General features: G+C 65.1%; 2 protein-coding genes. Both read left to right on the top strand.

Features of this window, described 5'->3' with window-relative positions:
* Positions 1-302: 302 nt before the first annotated feature.
* The gene (locus BSY18_RS17390) at positions 303-2066 is read left to right on the top strand and encodes a ShlB/FhaC/HecB family hemolysin secretion/activation protein (RefSeq protein ID WP_069051324.1); all 1764 of its coding nucleotides are present in this window, start codon (positions 303-305) and stop codon (positions 2064-2066) included.
* Complete coding sequence (locus BSY18_RS17395; RefSeq protein WP_069051325.1) at positions 2063-20227, top strand: MBG domain-containing protein; 18165 nt, start codon at positions 2063-2065, stop codon at positions 20225-20227. The genes BSY18_RS17390 and BSY18_RS17395 overlap by 4 nt, the downstream gene beginning before the upstream one ends.
* Positions 20228-20233: the final 6 nt, after the last annotated feature.

The following is a 20233-nucleotide window of genomic DNA, read 5'->3' on the forward strand; positions in this document are numbered from 1 at the left end:
TCTCCCCGCAGCCTTGACGCTGGTGGCAATAGGCTTGCGAGCGGGTGGTTTTACTTGCGTTTCCTGCGCCTTGCTGCTTAGTCTCGCGCAGGAAGCGGGGGTTCCCGACATCGGCCAGCTGCGCAGAATCCGGACCGGAAACATGCATGGTTGGACGATCGTCCGATATTCATGGCGTCGTGATCGGCTGGGTTGCCGGTTCATGACAACCTGGTAGCGGATAGCAGGGGCTTCAATCCGACTTTCCGAGATGGGGTCGCACCCTCTCATTTCCCTTCGGGGAGTTGGACGTTGCACCCCGCATGGATTCTCAGCGGATTTTGACATGGGCCGGGATTCTGGTCTCCAGCCGCAAGGCGGTATCGCACAGCTGCACCGCCGGTGCGCTGGCGGTCGCGTTGATGTGGCCGACACTGGCTGCCGGCCAGACCTTGCCGGGATCGGTGCGGCCGCCTGCGGGTACGTTCGAGCGCGAGAACCGCGCCGCCGACTTGCCGCTCTCGACGCCCCGCACCCCGTTCACCATCGATCGTCCGCGCACCGATCCCAGCGCGGTGGACGATAGCGCCAAGGTCCGGGTCAACCGCTTCCGCATCATCGGCTTCGATGCCATCTCCGAAGACCGGCTGCAGGCGCCGCTCGCGCCGTTCCTGGGGCAGGAACTGACGCTCGCCGACATCTATCGCGCGGCGGACCTGCTCACCCGGGTCTATGCCGAGGCAGGCTATGCGTTGTCGTTCGCACTGGTGCCCGCGCAGGATGTCGCCGATGGCGTCGTGGTGCTGCAGGTGGTCGAGGGCAGCGTCGATGCCATCGAAATCCAGCTGAAATCGGGCGCGGGTCTGGTTGGCCAGACGCGGCTGACCGACATGATCCGCCGCCGCTTCACGCCGCTGATCAAGCGCGGCCCGGTGATGGTGGACGAGCTGGAACGCGCGATCCTGACCAGCGGCGATCTGGGCGGCATGGACGTGTCGGTGGTGGTGCGCCCGTCCGAAACCACGCCCGGCGCGGCGAACCTGCTGGTGGTGGTCGATCTCGATCCGGTGGTGCTCGAGGCGCAGTTCGACAACCGCATCCGCGACAATCTGGGCGAGCGGCGCTATCGCGCGGGGATCACCGCCAATTCGCTGCTGGTCCCCGGCGACCAGCTGCTGCTCGATGCACGCGCGACGCTGCCGACCGACGGCTTCATCTCCGGCTTTGCCCAGTACAGCGCGCCGATCACCGATGACGGGCTGACCGGGACCCTGTCCTATTCGCGCGCCCGGTCGCGCGCGGTGCGCGGCTTCCTGTCGATCCTGCAGTTCGAGGGCGAGGAAGAGGTGTTCCGCGCCGGGCTCAGCTATCCGCTGCGCCGCACGCGCAACTCCAGCCTGATCGTCGGGCTGGAAGGCACCGCGATCAACTCCGACAGCGGCATCTTCGGCATCACTTTGATCGACGACCGCAGCCGCTTCTACGAGCTGTATGGCAGCTATGACTGGGCGGGCACCGACGGCACCACCGGGCTGGTACGTCTGGGGCTGAGCCAAGGGATCGACGGGCTTGGCGCCACCGGCCGGTTCAACCCCCTGCGCAGCCGTACCCAGGGCGATCCGGAATTCACCGCTGCGACCGCATCTTTGGTGTGGAACGCGCCGCTGGTCGGGACTGCCCGCGTTCGGGTGACAGCAGAGGCGCAGATGGCGCTGCACGGCGGTGCCGCAGCTTCACGCGAGTGCAATTATGGCGGCGACAGGTTCGGCCGCGCCTATGATTATGGCGCAGCCGGCGGCGACCATTGCGTCAATGTCGCGATGGAGCTCAACGACCGGCTGACGCTCGGGCCGGTGACGGTGCAGCCCTTCGTGTTCGTCGATGCCGGCATCTTGCGGCAGCGCGGACGTCTCGATTTTGCCGAGCTGCGAGTCACCGAATTGTGGTCGGCAGGCGGCGGGGCGCGCATCGCGCTGCCTTACGGACTGTTCGGCGAGGTCTATTCGGCCTGGCCGGGCAAGTCACGCTTCACGCCCGATGGCAGCAGCGATCCACGCATCTTCTTCTCGATCGGGGCCACACGATGACAATCACCCGCACCCCCGAACAACGCGCGCGCCATTGGGCCAACTGGCAGATCGCGCTGCGCACCGGGGTCGCGGGGCTTGCCATCGTCACCACACAGACCGCGCTTGCCAACCCCAGCGGTGGCAATGTCGTGGCGGGCAATGCCACGATCAACGGCCAGGGCACCGACCGGGTGCGGATCGACCAGTCGAGCGACCGGGTCATCATCAACTGGGACAATTTCTCGATCGGCAGCGGCCAGGGCGTCGATTTCCGCCAGCCGGGCGCGCGCTCGATTGCGTTGAACCGTGTCACCGGGCCCGAGATCAGCCAGATCATGGGCGAGCTCACCGCCAACGGTCAGGTCTATCTGATCAACGGCAACGGCATCGTCTTCGGCAAGGATGCCAGGGTCGATGTCGCAGGGCTGGTCGCGACCAGTGCGGACATCGGCAACGCTGCCTTCATGGCGGGCGGCACGCTGCGCTTCGGGACTCCGGGCCGCTCGGGCGCAAGGGTCATCAACCATGGCACCATCACCGTGCGCGATGCCGGGGTTGCCGCGTTCGTAGCCCCCCAGGTCGCCAATCATGGCATCATCACCGCGCATATGGGCAAGATCGCCTTTGGCGGCGCGCAGGCGTTCACGCTCGATCTGCACGGCGACAACCTGATCCGCTTCCAGGTCGGCGATGCAGTCACCCGTCTCGACGACAAGGGCGCGCTGGTCGATATCGGCGGCGTGGTCGATGCCCGTGGCGGATCGTTGCTGATCACCGCATCCGCGGCCCGCGATCTGGTCAACCAGTCGGTGCGTATCGGAACGCCGCAGGCCGCGAGCATGGAGGTCGGCGCCGACGGCAAGGTTTCGCTGGTCGCAGCGAAGATGACGATCACCGCGCCGGGCGAGGTGCAGGTCGGCAGGAATGTCGCCATGGACCTGTCATCCGCCACCAATGCGGTGGTCACAGGCGCTCGCCCGGCCAAGGGCAGCGCAACCAGCAATATCGGCTGGGCCAATGTGATCGATGGCGACGCGAGCGCTGCGCCCGGCACGGCGATGGCCGCGAGCGGAACCGGCGGCACGCTGACGATCACCGCCGCGCGCACCATCCTCGATGGCACGATCAACCTGGATGGCGGCAAGGCCGGCGGCACCGCGCACATCACCGGCAGCGAATTCCTGTCGTTCGGCTCGATCCTGTCGGCCAGCGGCGCCGAAGCGGGCGGCAACATCCACCTCGATGCCGGCGGTTTCTCGCTCGCCGGGCGGATCACGGTCAATGCCGGGCTCGGCAAGGGCGGCAATGTCGATATCCACACCACCCGTCGCGCGATCGACACCGGCGATGCCTTCATCGATGCCAGCGGCCTGCACGGCGGCACCATCCGCTACACATCGGACCAGCAGATCATCTCCTCGGGCAAGTTCCGCGCCTCGGGCAGCCATGGTCTTGGCGGATCGATCGATGTCAGCGCGCCCCGGCTCGATCTGTTCTCGGCGCAATTCTATGCGCAGGGCGGCATCCGCGGCGGCCGGGTGCGGCTGGGTGGCGAGTTCCAGGGCGGCAAGGGCCTGAGCGCCGACGAGCTTCCCAACGCGCGCACGCTGGTGGCAACAGATGCGGTGACCATCGACGTGTCGGCGATCGGCATGCGCGGCAATGCCGGCGAGATCGTTGTCTGGTCGGACGAAAAGACCACCTTCCTCGGCTCGGCGATCGCACGCGGCGGCATGGTCGGCGGCGTGGGCGGGCAGATCGAGATCTCGGGCAAGGAGACGCTCGTCTATCGCGGCACGGTGGAAACCGCGCGGGATGGCCAGCGCGGCGGCAAGCTGCTGCTCGATCCCAAGAACATCATCATCGCCGATGCCAGCAATGCGCCCAGCCAGTACGGGCTGGTGCTGCAGGCGTTTGCCAGCAGCTTCCCGGGGCCGGCAGCGCCCATGCCGGGGGTTGATTTTGGCGATCTGTTCGGTTTTGGCGTTTCGCTGGATGGTGACCGGCTGGCGGTCGGCGCACCGGGCGATGATGGTGCCGATGGCAGTCTCGCCAATATCGGCGCGGTGTATCTGTTCACCTTTGCCGATACCAGCTTTGCTGCGCCGGTGCTGAGCGCGGTGGTCGGTTCGGGCTATACGGGCGGCAGGAACCTCTCGGTAGGCGGGCTTGAAGCCGGCGACCAGTTCGGCTTTTCGGTTTCGCTTACCGGTACGCGTCTCGCAGTAGGTGCGCCGTTCGATGATGGTTTGAACAACGCCGCGCCGGATTCGGGCGCTGTCTACCTCTTCAGCTTCCTCGACCTTGCCTTCAACGCGAGCAGTACGCTCGGCGTGCTGGGCGCTGGCTATGGCGGCACTGCAAGCCTCGATGTTGCCAATGTGGAGGCGGGCGACCGTTTCGGAACAAGCGTATCGCTTGATCGCGTCGGTAATCGGCTGGCGGTGGGGGCCAGCCATGATGATGGCGGTTCGAACACGGCGACGGATTCGGGCGCGGTATATCTGTTCAGCTTCACCGATGCCCAGTTCAGCGACCCGGCGGTCGAATCGATCATCGGCTTCAACTATTCGGGCGGCAAAAACCTGTCGGTCGGGCAACTCGTTACGGACGACCTGTTCGGCTATTCGGTGTCGCTTGAAGGCACGCAGCTGGCGATTGGTGCGCCGGGCGATGATGGCGACAGCGGCAGCGCAACCGATGCCGGTGCGGTGTATCTGGTCAGCTTTGCCGATGCGGCGTTCAACTCGCCCCTGGTCGAGGGCATCATCGGCTCAGGCTATCTGGGGACCAAGGATTTCAACGTCCCCGGCTTTTCGGAGGACCGTCTGGGCGATTCGGTCTCGCTCAACGGCAATCGCCTTGCGGTAGGCGCACCCTTTAACGATGGGGTCTCCGCTGGACTGTTCAACAACGGCGCGGTCTATCTGTTCACCTTTGCCGATACCAGTTTTTCGAGCCCAGGCCTCGCGGCCATCATCGGCGCGGACCATGGCAGTCTGGGCGGCCGAAACCTCAGCATTCCCCAGCTGAGCTTCAACGACAACTTCGGCAAGGTTTCGCTGGATGGCAATCGCCTCGTTGTCGGTGCGCCCAGGGACGAGGGACGCAACAACAATCTCGGGAATGCGGGTGCGGCATATCTTTTCACCTTCGAGGACGATGCGTTCAACACCGCGCGCCAGGTGGGCCTTCTGGGCGCAGGCTATTTCGATTTCAGCGGCCTCTCGCTGCTCGGCACCGGGCTGGAAGAGCAGGACAATTTCGGCACCGCGGTGTCGCTCGACGGCAGCCGGCTGGCGGTGGGTGCGCGGTTCGATGATGGCGCGGGCAACGCCAGGATCGATTCCGGTGCGGTCTATCTCTTCACCTTCGGCGATGCGCAGTTCAGCGCGCCGGTGCTGCAGTCGATCATCGGATCGGGCTATTCCGGCGGCAAGAACATCTCGGTCGGGAGGCTCGAAGCCGACGACCTGTTCGGCAGCTCGGTCTCGCTCGATGGCTTGCGTCTTGCAGTCGGCGCGATCGGCGATGATGGCACCACGATCTTTCAGGGCGATGCCGGCGCGGTCTATCTGTTCACCTTCGAGGATGCATCGTTCACCGGCGGCGGATTGGCGCGGCTGCTCAACTTCGAAAGTTTCTCGGGCGGCGGCATCAACGCCTCCAGCTCGTTTTTTGGCAGCGCGGTAGCGCTCGACGGCAATGTCATCGCGGTGGGCGCGCAGGGCGACCCCGGCTTTGGCGGCTTTGATTTCGAAGCGGGCGCTGTCCATATCTTCGATCTGGGTGACCCGATGTTTGCCGCCACACCGCAGCTGCTGACAACGCTCGGCCAATCCTACAGCTCGGGTGCCGGGGTCAGTGTCGTCGGTCTTGAGGCCGGCGACCGGTTCGGCACGGCGGTGTCGCTGGATGGATTGCGGCTGGCGGTGGGCGCGCCAAACGACGCTGGCGCCTTGACCCCGATCACCAACGCCGGTGCGGTCTATCTCTTCACCTTCACGTTGAGCGACTATAGCGACGCGACGCTCGCAGCCACGCTGGGGACCGGCTACGCCGGTGGCAACAACTTCGATACCGGCAGCGGTCCGCTTGAATTCTTCGGACAGTCGGTCGCGCTGCAGGGGCTGCAGTTGGCGGTCGGGGCAATCGGCGATGCGGGCGCAAGCGGCCTGGAGCCGGGCAGCGGCGCGGTGTATCTGTTCAGCTTTGCCGACAGCGCCTTTACCAATCCGGTCGAGGAGGGTCGGATCGGTGCGGGCTATCTCGGGCCCAAGGATTATTCGCTCAACCTGAGCGATTCCGATGGCGGCTTCTTCTTCGGCAGCGCGGTTTCGCTCGATAGCGGGCGTCTGGTCGTGGGGGCGGCCACCAGCAGCGGGCGCAACAGCAGCGCGGCCGGTTCCGGCGCCGTCTATCTGTTCACGTTCGGCGACCCGGCCAGTTTCTTCGACGCCCGGCTGATCGACGTCCTGGGCTCGGGCTATCAGGGGTTCAGCAATTACACGGTCCCCGGGCTCAGCGATGGCACTATCCATCAGTTCGGCACATCGGTCGCGCTGGATGGCCTGCGGCTCGCGGTGGGCTCGGCAGAAACTCCCGACACCACAGGGGGGCTCAATACCGGCGCCGTCTATCTTTTCAGCTTTGCCGATGACGCATTCGGCGCACCCTTGCTCGAAGGGATCATCGGACTGGGCTATAGCGGCGGCAAGAACGTGTCTGTCGCCACGCTCGATTCCGGCGACCGCTTTGGTGAAGCGGTCTCGCTGCGCGGCAATCGGCTCGCGGTCGGGGCCTCGCTCGACGATGGAGTCAGCAACACCGTGACCGATGCCGGTGCGGTCTATCTGTTCACCTTTGCCGATGCCCTGTTCAGCGGTGGCACCCTGCAGGCCACCATCGGCGCCGACTATGTCGGCGGCAACAACCTCAGCCCCGCCAATATCAACACCGGCGACAGTTTTGGCGCGTCGGTTTCGCTCGACGGAACGCGGCTGGCGGTCGGCGCTCCCCAGGATGGCGGCGACGACGATCCGTTTACCAATGTCGGTGCGGTCTATCTGTTCACCTTTGCCGACACCCAGTTCACCGGCGGCGCGCTCGCGGCGATTGTCGGATCGGGCTATGGGGGCGGCAACAATCTGTCGATCGGCGCGCTTGCCGGCGGAAACCAGGATCGCTTTGGCAGCGGCGTGGCCCTGCAGGGCACGCGGTTGCTTGTCGGCACCCCCGGCGATGATGGCAACGCCAATTCGCTGGGCGATTCAGGCGCGGTCTATGTCATCGATTTCGCCACCACGGCATTCACCGGCGGGACGGTATCCGCGCTGATAGGCAGCGGCTATACCGGCGGTACCAATGTCGATGTCACCGCACTGTCCCTGGGTGACCGCTTCGGCAGTTCGGTCGCCATCGATGGCCAGAAGATCGCCGTGGGCGCCGTTCTGGACAATGGCGCAGGCGGCGCAGTGCCGCTCAGCGGCGCGGCCTATCTGTTCACCGATATCGCGGGGACTTACACCCTCGCGCAGCGGATCGGCGCGGGATACACCGGGGCGGGCAATCTGTCGCTGGGCGGGCTGGATGGCGAGGACCGGTTCGGCAGCGGCGTAGCGCTCAGCGGCAGTCGCCTGGTGGTGGGTGCACCCGAAGATTCTGGGGTGTTCAATACCTCCGGCGGACTGGGCGCGGTGTATCTCTTCACCTTCTCGGACGATGCCTTCAACAATCTGGCGCTCGCAGGCACGGTGGGTGTCGGGTACGGCCCGCAGCAGAACCTGTCCGTAGGCCAGGCCACTGATGCCGAATTTGGCGGTGCCGTTGCGCTATCGGGCACCCGGCTGGCGATCGGCTCGCCGGTCGATCGCGGCTTCAGCGGCGATTCGCTGGGTCTGGGGGCGGTATTCCTGGTCACCTTCAACGATGAATTCTTCTCGGCACCGCAGCTGCGCGGGATCATTGGCGAGGGCTATACCGGCGCGGGCAACTTCGACGTCAGCGTGCTGGACATGGAAGATTCCTTCGGCAGCGCGCTGGCCATCGATGGCCTTCGCCTGGCCATCGGCGCGCCACTCGACGATGGCTTCAACAATGCCACTACCGATTCAGGCGCGGTCTATCTGTTCACCTTCGCCAACACCGCGTTCGGCTCACCTGTGCTCGAAGCGCGCATGGGCGCGGGCTATACCGGGTTCAAGAACGTCGATGTTGCTGGCCTTGAAGCCGGCGACCAGTTCGGATCGAGCGTCACCCTTCGTGGCAACCAGCTTGCCGTCGGCGCGCAGGCGGACGATGGCTTCAACAACCTCGCCAGTGATTCCGGCGCGGCCTATCTCTTCACCTTCACCTCGTCGATTTTCAACAACGGCACGCTCGAGGGCATCGGCGGCGTCGGATATACGGGCGGCAAGAATTTCTCGGTGGCCGGGCTTGCCGCGGGAGACTTTTTCGGCAGCGCTCTGGCCTTCACCGATTCAGGCGAGGGGCTGGCGATCGGCGCCTCTCAGGACGATGGCGACGGCGACAGCAATGGCAATTCCGGCGCAGTCTATCTGTTCGACTTTGCCGACACGGTTTTCTCCAGTGCATTGCAGCTGGCCACGATCGGCTCCGGATACAGCGGCCCCAACGACCTTTCCATCGCGACGCTGGGAACCAACGCCAATTTCGGAGCGGCTCTCGCCGTGTCCGGCAGCAAGCTGGTGGTCGGAACGCCAGGCGATTTCGGGGTGTCGGGCGGGGGCGTCGATGTGGGTGCCGCCTATCTCTTCACCTTCACCACCCCCGACCTGGATGGCGCAAGCCTTTCGGGGAGGATTACCGCCGGGTCGATCGATGCCAGCAACCTGTTGATCGACGGGCTGAACACCGATGGAAACCGTCTGGGCAGCAGCGTTGCGCTCGACGGCAACCGGATGGTGCTCGGCGCTGCCGGCAACACGGGCAATATCAGTACCCCGTCGGCTGGGGCGGTCTATCTGTTTACCTTCAGCGACGATGTGTACAACGACCTTGTCCAGGCCGGCACCCTGGGCTCAGGCTACGCCATGGGGCGGCCCGCTTCGCTCGCCGCGCAGGGCATCGGACCCGAGGAGCGGTTCGGCGCGGCAGTCTCGCTCGACGGGCTGCGGCTGGCGATCGGCGCGTCCGATGATAATGGAGCCTCCAGCCTCAAGCCACTCTCGGGCGCGGTCTATCTGCTCAGCTTCGCCGATCTCGCGTTCGGTGCGCCTGTGCTCGAAGCGGTCATCGGCAGCGGCTATGGCGGCGGCAAGAACCTCTCTGTCGCAGGCCTTGACGCCAGCGACTTTTTCGGCAGCGCGGTATCGTTGCGGGGCACGCAGCTGGCCGTGGGCGCAAGCGGTGACGATGGCGCTGCCAACAGCGCAGCCGATGCCGGCGCAGTGTATCTGTTCTCGTTTGCCGACCTCGCCTTTGGCGGTGCCGAGCAACGCTCCATCCTGGGTCAGGGTTATGCCGGCGGCAGCAATCTGGGCGTGGCAGGACTTGCGGCGGGTGACGCCTTTGGTTCATCGCTGTCGCTCGACCAGCAGCTCGGACGTTTCCGGCTTGCCGTCGGGGCACCGAACGATGACGGCCAAATCGATGATCGTGCAGATATCGGCGCGATCTATGTGTTCAGTTTCGTCGATGATCTGTTCAACGCGCCCGCCGTTGCGGTGCGGATCGGCCGGTACAGCACTGGCCTGGATGTCGATATCTCGGGTGGCGACCAGGGGTTGAGGCCTGGCGACAATTTCGGTTCCGCCGTCGGCTTGAGCGGCCTGCGGTTGGCCGGCGGCGCTGCGGGCAACAATGGTTTAGGCAACGCCGCTGCAGACAGCGGCGCGGTATATCTGCTGACATTCGCCGATGCCGATTTTGGCGGGGGCAATCTTCGAGGCATCATCGGCCGGGACTATGATACGCCGGGAAGCGCATTCAACATCGCGACGCTGGACACCTTCGACGGGTTCGGCGGCGCATTGTCGCTCGACGGCAATCGGCTCGCCGTCGGCGCGCGGGGCGATGACGGCTTCACCAATGGTCTTCCCGATCCGGGGGCGGTGTATCTGTTCAGCTTTGCCGACGGGTCGTTTGGCGGAGCTGTGCGCGAGGCGACGATCGGCTCCGGCTACACCGGTGGCAAGACCATCGCTGTCCCGTTGGATGCATTCGATCTGTTCGGCACCTCGGTCTCGCTGGACGGCAACCGGATGGCCGTGGGCACGCGTCAGGATGACGGGCCGGGCAACACGCAGACCGATACCGGCGCGGTGTATCTGTTCACCTTTGCCGATGAAACGTTCAATGGCGGCCGTCTGGTGGGAACCATCGGTGCAGGCTATCGCTCGTCCGTCGGGCTGGATCTGGCAGCGTCCGTTACGCCCACGGTCGTGCAGGTCGGCAGCGGCGATAGTTTCGGCACAGCCGTGTCGCTCGACGGCAACCGGCTGGCGATCGGCGCGCCGGATGATGACGGATCGATCGATGGGCTGGGCGATTCCGGTGCGGTCTATCTGTTCACCTTTGCCGATGCCAATTTTGGCGGCGCCACGCTGCAGGCCACCATCGGCCATGGCTATGTCGGCGGCAAGAACCTGTGGCCGACCGAGATCGGCGCGGGCGACCAGTTCGGCTTTGCGGTGTCGCTCGATGGCAACCGGCTCGCAGTGGGAGCCCCGCGCGATGATGGTGCCTCTGATGCCCAGTCGAATGCGGGCGCGGTCTATCTGTTCAGTTTTACCGATCCGCAGTTCGGCGGTGGGTTGCTGGAGGGAATTGCGGGTATAGGCTACACGGGCGGCAAGAACCTGTCCGTCGCCGATCTGGAGGCTGACGACCGTTTCGGTAGCTCGGTGTCGCTGGATGGCAACCGGATGGCGGTCGGAGCGATCGGTGACGATGGTTCGCTCAACCCCCCGGCCTCCGGGCGTGAAATCGGGGCGGTGTATCTGTTTTCGTTCGCCGGGGCCGAGTTCCAGTCTGGCTCCTTGCAGGCCATTTTTGGCCTAGGTTTTGAGGGCGTCGTCAACGATCGCGATATTCTGCTGGATGACGGAGACGCATTCGGCTGGTCCGTCTCGCTGGATGGCACCCGACTGGCTGTCGGCGCGAGGGGTGATGATGGTAACTCAAACGGCCTGTCCGATTCTGGCGCTGTCTATCTTTTCACGTTCGATGATCTGGATTTCAATGGTGGCCTGCAGCGCGGCATCGTGGGCGCAAGCTACAGCGGGCCAGGCGATGTCGATACGGTGCTGACGCCGTTCGGTTTTGCGAGTGGCAGCTTCTTCGGCACGTCGGTATCGCTCGATGGCAACCGGCTGGCCATCGGAGGGCCTGGAATAAACAGCGGCGCAAGCAGCCCTCCCAATTCTGGCGCGGTCTATCTGCTGACTTTCACCGACAGCATTTTCGGTGGCGGAAGTATTGCCGAAATCCTTGCCAGGGGGGCGGATAACTTCGGCGCGAACCTCGATTTCGATGTCGAGCTGGAGGATGCCGATGCGTTCGGCACTTCGGTGTCACTGGACGGCAACCGGCTGGTTGTTGGCGCCAGGGGCGACGATGGCTTCGGCAACGGCGCAGCGTCGACCGATTCGGGCGCGGTCTATCTGTTCACCTTTGCCGATACCGATTTCAGCGGTGCGCAGCTGCGCGGTACCATCGGCGCGGGCTATACCCGCGGTCTGGGCACGCCGGTTGCAGGGGTCGGGGAGTTCGACGCATTCGGCACCTCGGTTTCGCTCGACGGCCAGCGGCTGGCCATCGGCGTTCCGGGCGATTCCGGTTTTGGCAACAGCCTGACCGAATCGGGCGCGGTCTACCTCTTCACATTCGTGACAACTGATTTCGAATTCCCCATCCTCGAAAGTGTCATCGGCAGCGACTATACCGGCGGCAAGAACCTTTCGGTTCCGGAATTGCGTGCCGGGGCGCGGTTTGGCAGCTCTGTTTCGCTGTCGAACCTCACGCTGGCTGTCGGCGCCACCGGCGACCGCGGCTTCGACGACGATGCCCCTGGCGCAGGCGCGGTCTACCTGTTCGGGTTTGACGACGACACCTTCAATGCCCCCTCCCAGCTCGCGATCATCGGCAAGGACTATGCTCTCGGGGCGAATTTCAACCTCGCGCTCGACAATGACGACCTTTTCGGCTGGTCGGTATCGCTCGACAGCGACCGGCTGGCCGTCGGCGCGACCGGCGATGACGGGGACGCCAACGGCACGCAGGAAACAGGTGCGGTCTATCTGTTCGATGTGGCGGCCGGTGTGCCCGGCCTCATCGGGACGATCGGGCGCGGATATACCCTCGGCGCAAACGTCGATACCACCGCCTTTGCTGGCGTCGGTGATTCCCTCGGCAGTGCGGTCGCGCTCAATGGCACCCGGCTGGCGGTCGGTGCCTTCTTCGAAGACGGTTCCGGAGATGCTGCCAATATGGCAGGCGCAGTCTATCTGTTCACTTTTGCCGATACGGCCTTTGACGGCGGTACGCTGGCAGGCACGATCGGTGTCGGCTATGACCTGACCCTTCCCACCTCAACCGCCAATGAACTTCTGGGAAGCGCGCTCTCGCTCGAGGGCAACGTGCTGGCGATCGGCGCTTATGGGGACTCAGGGTTTGCGGACGATCGACCTCAAGCCGGCGCGGTGTATCTGATCAGCTTTGCCGATGCGGCTTTTGCCAATCCGTCGCTGTCGGCCATCTTCGGGCGGGGCTATACCGGGGGCAGCAACGTTGCGGTTGCAGGTCTGGATGCCAACGACCTTTTCGGCAACGGCGTATCGATGAATGCCGGGCGGCTTGTGGTTGGCGCGTCGGGGGATGATGGCCCGGAAAATCAGGTCATCAATTCCGGCGCGGTCTATTTCTTCGACCTCGACGGGGTCTCGCTCGATACGCCCGGCTTCGGGTTCGGCGATGCGCCGGGCGCGGATGTCACGATTACCCCCACCGCGCTGGTCGACATCCTGGCGGGCGGCACCGCAGTCGAGCTGCAGGCCAACAACGATATCACCGTCAGCAGCGCGATTCTGGTCAGCGCAGGCGGCGCAGGGGGCGACCTGACCTTCCGTGCAGGCCGCTCGATCCTGATCAATGCCGGGATCACCACCGACGGGGGCAATTTCACCGCCGTCGCCAATGAATTCCTCTCGGGCGGTGTCGTCGATGGCTTCCGCGATCCAGGCGATGCGGTCATCACCTTCGGCCCGGGCGCATTCATCGATGCAGGCTCGGGATTTGCGAGCCTCCGGATCGTTGCGGGTGACGACAAGTCCTTCTTCGACAGCGGCGCGATGACCATCGGGTCGATTACCGCGAGCAGCATCGTCCTGCAGAACCTGGGCGTCACCGGCAATCGCGCGGTCACCCTGGATGCAGACGCCCTGCTCACCGCGAGCGCCTCTGGTGATGCGGTGCTGATCGAGAGCGACATCTTTACCAACAGCGCAGGCGCGGGGGTCTTCAACCTGACCGGCGGCGGCCGTTTCCTGATCTATTCCAACGATTATGACGTCATCGACCGCGGCGGGCTTGTCGGGAACAACCTCTACAACAACGTCTCGCCGAGCGGTTTCGCGGGCAACCTATTCATCTTCGCGCGCCAGCCGGTGCTGACCTTCACCGCCGACGATGCCACGCGCACATACGGCCAGGCGCCTCCCGGTTACTCCTTCAGTTTCAGCGGGCTGGTGAACGGCGACAGCGATACCTATGCGTTTTCAGGTGCGCCGAACCTTTTCGACACCCTTTCTGCGGGCAGCGGCGCCGGGATCGACACGATCTTCATCGATCAGGGCACATTGCTGTCCGATGTCGGCTACGACTTCGACTTCGTCAACGGCGCGCTGACCACGCTGCGCGCGCTGCTGACCGTGACCGCCAACGACGCCACCCGCACCTATGGCGATTCCAACCCCATGTTCACCGCGAGCTTCTCGGGCTTCGTCAACGGCGACGATGCCTCGGTGGTTTCCGGGCTGAACTTCACCACCCTGGCGGACGAATTCTCCGACGTCGGCACCTACAGCATTTCGCCGTTCGAGGCCTTTGCTGCCAATTACGATTTCGATTACATCCCCGGTACGCTGACGATCACCAAGGCGCTGCTCACCGTGACGGCGGACAGCGCCACCCGCGAATATGGCCTCGCCAACCCCGCGTTCACCGGATCGATCACAGGCTTCCGCAACAGCGACGACGACAGCGTGGTCTCGGGGCTGGTATACGGAAGCGCCGCCACGATCACGTCGAACGTCGGAAGCTTCGCGATCACCGGATCGGGTGCGAGCGCGACGAATTACGACTTCAGCTATGTTCCGGGCACTCTCACCATTACCCGCGCCCTGCTCACGGTGACCGCGGACAACGCCACGCGCGAATATGGTCTCGCGAACCCGGCGTTCACCGGCAGCATCACCGGGTTCCGCAATAGCGACACAGCCAGCGTCGTCAGCGGCCTGACCTATGGCAGCACGGCCGTGCTGAACTCGGGCATCGGCACGTACAGCATCATCGGCTCGGGCGCGACATCGACCAATTACAACTTCAGCTACGTGCCCGGCACGCTGACCATCACGCGCGCCCTGCTCACGGTCACCGCCAACGACGCGACCCGCGAGTATGGCCTTGCCAACCCGACCTTCACCGGCTCGATCAGCGGCCTGCGCGCTGGCGATACCGCGAGCGTGGTCAGCGGGCTCGTTTACGGCACCACCGCAACCGTCGCCTCCAATGTCGGCACGTTCGCGATCACGGCCTCGGGCGGCGCAGCGGCGAACTACGATTTCAGCTATGTGCCGGGTACGCTCACGATTACCCGCGCCCTGCTCACCGTCACGGCCAATGATGCGACCCGCGAGTACGGCCTCGCGAACCCCACGTTCACCGGCAACATCACCGGCTTCCGCAACTCCGACACCGCCAGCGTCGTATCCGGTCTCGTCTATGGCAGCGCGGCGACAGTGGCATCCAACGTCGGGACGTTCGCGATTACCGGATCGGGTGCGAGCGCGACGAACTACGACTTCTCGTACGTTCCTGGCACGCTGACGATCACCCGCGCGCTGCTGACAGTCACCGCGAACGACGCTACGCGCGAATATGGCCTGGCAGACCCGGCCTTTACCGGCAGCATCTCTGGCTTCCGCAACGGCGACACGGCCAGCGTGATCTCGGGCCTGACCTATGGCAGCACCGCGGTGCTGAACTCGGGCATCGGCACCTACAGCATCACCGGCTCGGGCGCGACGTCGACAAATTACAACTTCAGCTATGTGCCCGGCACGCTGACCATCACGCGGGCCTTGCTCACCGTTACGGCCAATGATGCAAGCCGCGAGTATGGGCTCGCGAACCCGACGTTCACCGGCTCGATCAGCGGCCTGCGCGCTGGCGACACCGCGAGCGTGGTTAGCGGGCTCGTTTACGGCACCACCGCAACCGTCGCCTCCAATGTCGGCACGTTCGCGATCACGGCCTCGGGCGGCGCAGCGGCGAACTACGATTTCAGCTATGTGCCGGGTACGCTCACGATTACCCGCGCCCTGCTCACCGTCACGGCCAATGATGCGACCCGCGAGTACGGCCTCGCCAACCCCACGTTCACCGGCAACATCACCGGCTTCCGCAACTCCGACACCGCCAGCGTCGTATCCGGTCTCGTCTACGGCAGCGCCGCCACGATCGCGTCGAACGTCGGAACGTTCGCGATCACCGGCAGTGGCGCCACCGCGACGAACTACGACTTCTCCTACGTACCCGGCACGCTGACGATCACGCGCGCCTTGCTCACCGTCACCGCGAATGATGCGACCCGCGAGTATGGCCTGGCAGACCCGGCCTTTACCGGCAGCATAACCGGCTTCCGCAACGGCGACACGGCCAGCGTGATCTCGGGCCTGACCTATGGCAGCACCGCTGTGCTGAACTCGGGGATCGGCACCTACAGCATCACCGGCTCGGGCGCGACGTCGACCAACTACGATTTCAGCTATGTCCCCGGCACGCTGACCATCACGCGGGCCTTGCTCACCGTTACGGCCAATGATGCAAGCCGCGAGTATGGGCTCGCCAACCCGACGTTCACCGGCTCGATCAGCGGCCTGCGCGCGGGGGATACAGCGAGCGTGGTGAGTGGGCTGGTCTACGGGACAACGGCAACGGTCGCCTCGAACGTAGGAACGTTCGCGATCACGGCCTCGGGCGGCGCGGCGGCGAACTATGATTTCAGCTATGTGCCGGGAACGCTCACGATCACGAGGGCGCTGCTTACCGTCACCGCGAATGATGCGACCCGCGAATACGGCCTCGCGAACCCCACGTTCACCGGATCGATCACAGGCTTCCGCAACAGCGATACCGCCAGCGTCGTATCCGGCCTCGTCTACGACAGCGCAGCGACGATCGCCTCGAACGTCGGAACGTTCGCGATTACCGGATCGGGTGCGAGCGCGACGAACTACGACTTCTCGTACGTTCCGGGCACGCTGACGATCACCCGCGCGCTGCTGACAGTCACCGCCAACGACGCAACGCGGGAGTATGGCCTAGCCAACCCGGCATTCACCGGCAGCATCTCTGGCTTCCGCAATGGCGACACGGCCAGCGTGATCTCGGGCTTGACCTATGGCAGCACGGCCGTGCTGAACTCGGGCATCGGCACGTACAGCATCACTGGTTCAGGCGCGACGTCGACCAACTACGATTTCAGCTATGTGCCCGGCACGCTGACGATTACGCGGGCCTTGCTCACGGTCACAGCCAATGACGCAACGCGCGAATACGGCCTTGCCAACCCGACCTTCACCGGATCGATCAGCGGCCTGCGCGCGGGGGATACAGCGAGCGTGGTGAGTGGGCTGGTCTACGGGACAACGGCAACGGTCGCCTCCAACGTCGGAACGTTCGCGATCACGGCCTCGGGCGGCGCAGCAGCGAACTATGACTTCAGCTATGTGCCGGGAACGCTCACGATCACGAGGGCGCTGCTCACCGTCACCGCGAATGATGCGACGCGCGAGTACGGCCTCGCCAACCCCACGTTCACCGGCAACATCACCGGCTTCCGCAACTCCGACACCGCCAGCGTGGTCTCCGGCCTCGTCTACGGCAGCGCAGCAACGATCGCCTCCAACGTCGGAACCTTCGCGATCACGGGCAGTGGCGCCACCGCGACGAACTACGACTTCTCGTACGTTCCCGGCACGCTGACCATTACCCGCGCGCTGCTCACGGTCACCGCCGATGATGCAACGCGCGAATACGGCCTGGCCGATCCTGCGTTCACGGGATCGATCACCGGGTTCCGCAACGGCGACACGGCCAGCATCGTCAGCGGCCTGACCTACGGCAGCACCGCGGTGCTGAACTCGGGTATCGGCACGTACAGCATCACTGGTTCAGGTGCGACGTCGACCAACTACGATTTCTCGTACGTTCCCGGCACGCTGACGATCACGCGCGCCCTGCTCACCGTTACCGCCAATGATGCAAGCCGCGAGTATGGGCTCGCCAACCCGACGTTCACCGGCTCGATCAGCGGCCTGCGCGCGGGGGATACCGCGAGCGTTGTCAGCGGGCTCGTTTACGGCACCACCGCAACCGTCGCCTCCAATGTCGGCACGTTCGCGATCACCGCCTCGGGCGGCGCTGCGGCGAACTATGACTTCAGCTACGTGCCGGGCACGCTCACGATCACGAGGGCGCTGCTTACCGTCACCGCGAATGATGCGACCCGCGAGTACGGCCTCGCGAACCCCACGTTCACCGGCAACATCACCGGCTTCCGCAACTCCGACACCGCCAGCGTCGTATCCGGTCTCGTCTATGGCAGCGCGGCGACAGTGGCATCCAACGTCGGGACGTTCGCGATTACCGGATCGGGTGCGAGCGCGACGAACTACGACTTCTCGTACGTTCCTGGCACGCTGACGATCACCCGCGCGCTGCTGACAGTCACCGCAAACGACGCAACGCGGGAGTATGGCCTCGCGAACCCGGCCTTCACCGGATCGGTCACAGGTTTCCGCAATTCGGACACCGCGAGCGTCATCAGCGGGCTGGTCTATGGCTCGGTCGCCGCAATCGGCAGCGATGCCGGGGCTTATGCGATCACCGGATCGGGCGCCACGGCGGTGAACTACGACTTTGCCTATGTCCCCGGCACGCTCACGATCACCAGGGCGCTGCTCACCGTGACGGCCAATAATGCCACGCGCGCGTACGGGCTTGCCAACCCGGCGTTCACCGGCAGCATCTCGGGCCTGCGCAACGGCGACAGCGCGAGCGTTGCAGCGGGCCTTGTCTTCGGTTCCGTCGCCACGACCGGCTCCGACGTCGGCAGCTATGCAATCACCGGCAGTGGCGCCACCGCGATCAATTATGACTTCGCCTATGTTCCGGGAACGCTGACGATCACGCGCGCGCTGCTCACAGTCACCGCCAATGACGCGACGCGCGAATATGGCCTGGCCAACCCGGCCTTCACCGGATCGATCAGCGGCCTGCGTGCGGGCGATAGTGCGGGGGTGGTCAGCGGGCTGGTCTATGGCAGCGCGGCGACAGTGGCATCGAACGTCGGCACCTTCGCGATCACGGCTTCCGGTGCCACTGCGACCAATTATGACTTTGCCTATGTTCCCGGCACGCTGACGATCACCAGAGCGCTGCTCACCATCAGCGCGGACAACAAGAGCCGCGAATATGGCCTGGCCAATCCGGCGCTGACCAGCACGATTGCCGGCTTGCGCAATGGCGATACGGCATCGGTCGTCAACGGACTGGTGCTGGCGACCGGCGCCACCCAGGGCTCGGGCGTCGGCAGCTATGCCATCGGTATTTCGGGGGGCAGCGCGCTCAATTATGACTTTGCCTATGTCCCCGGCAGCCTGACGATCACGCCCGCGCCGCTGAGCGTGACCATCGACAGCAAGACCCGGGTCTATGGCACGGTCAATCCGGTGCTGACCGCCAGCATCTCGGGGCTGCGCAATGGCGATACCGATGCGGTTGTCTCCGGCCTCAGGTTGCGCACCGGCGCGATTGCTCGCAGCGATGTCGGCGACTATCTGATCACCGGTTCCGGGGCGGTCGCCGCCAACTACCGGTTCGATTACGTGCCCGGCACGCTGACGATCACCAAGGCGCTGCTGCAGGTCCGCGTCAACAATGCCACCCGTGAATACGGTCTCGCCAACCCCGAATTCAGCGCGTCGATCACGGGCTTCCGCAACGGCGACCGCGCCAATGTGGTGAGCGGGCTGGTGTTCGGCACCCCCGCCACGATCGGCTCCGATATCGGCTCCTATGCCATCACCGCATCGGGCGCATCGGCGCTCAATTACGACTTTGTCTATACGCCGGGGCGGCTGACCATCGATCAGGCACGGCTGCTGATCACCGCCAACAATGTGGTGATGCATCAGGGCAATGGCGATCCGGTGCTGACCGTGAGCTATTCGGGGCTGCGCAACGGGGATACCGGGGACGTCGTCACCGGCCTGGTGCTGCGCTCCACGGGCGGCGGCACCGCAGCCCCCGGGCAGTATGTCATCAACGCCTCGCGCGGGACCGCGCGCAACTACCAGATCACCTATCGCCCCGGGGTGATGACCGTGCTGCCGCCGATCGTGCCGCCTGCGCAGGACCCGCCGGGCACCGGTGGCGGCCCCAATCCGCCAGCCGCCAATCCTCCGGCTGCCAATCCCCCTGCCGGTACCCCGCCAGCGGGCACGCCGCCAGCGGGTACACCGCCTGCAGGCACTCCGCCCGTCACCGATCCGCCGGGCACATCGGCGCCGGTGACACCGCCGCCGCCCGGCGGGGGTACGAGCGTCGCTGATCCGGTGGCCGTGGCCCCGGTCGGCACGGCCGCTCCCTCTCAGCCGCCATCGGCAACGCCTGTCGCGGCGCCGATTGCCGTCATCACCATGCCGGGCCAAGGCAGCGTCAGCGTCCCCGTTCCGCCCGACAGCACCGCGCCCCTGCAGGTTCTGCAGGGGCTGGCTGCTCCGCTGCCGGTGCTGATGGCGCCCGAAACCCGTCCGGTGGACGCAGCAGCGCCTGGCACCCCGTCGCGCGACGGTGGACAGCGCACCGGCTGTACGTATATCAGCCTGTGCTCTGCTGCGCCGACGCCTCTCTGGACCTTCCAGCCAGCCCAATGAAGAAAG

It is taken from the genome of Blastomonas sp. RAC04 (assembly GCF_001713435.1).
Lineage (GTDB): Bacteria > Pseudomonadota > Alphaproteobacteria > Sphingomonadales > Sphingomonadaceae > Blastomonas > Blastomonas fulva.

Excerpts from the sequence above, each read along its gene's own strand:
- BSY18_RS17390 (WP_069051324.1), top strand. The coding sequence starts at position 303 with ATGGATTCTCAGCGGATTTTGACATGGGCCGGGATTCTGGTCTCCAGC.
- BSY18_RS17395 (WP_069051325.1), top strand. The coding sequence starts at position 2,063 with ATGACAATCACCCGCACCCCCGAACAACGCGCGCGCCATTGGGCCAAC.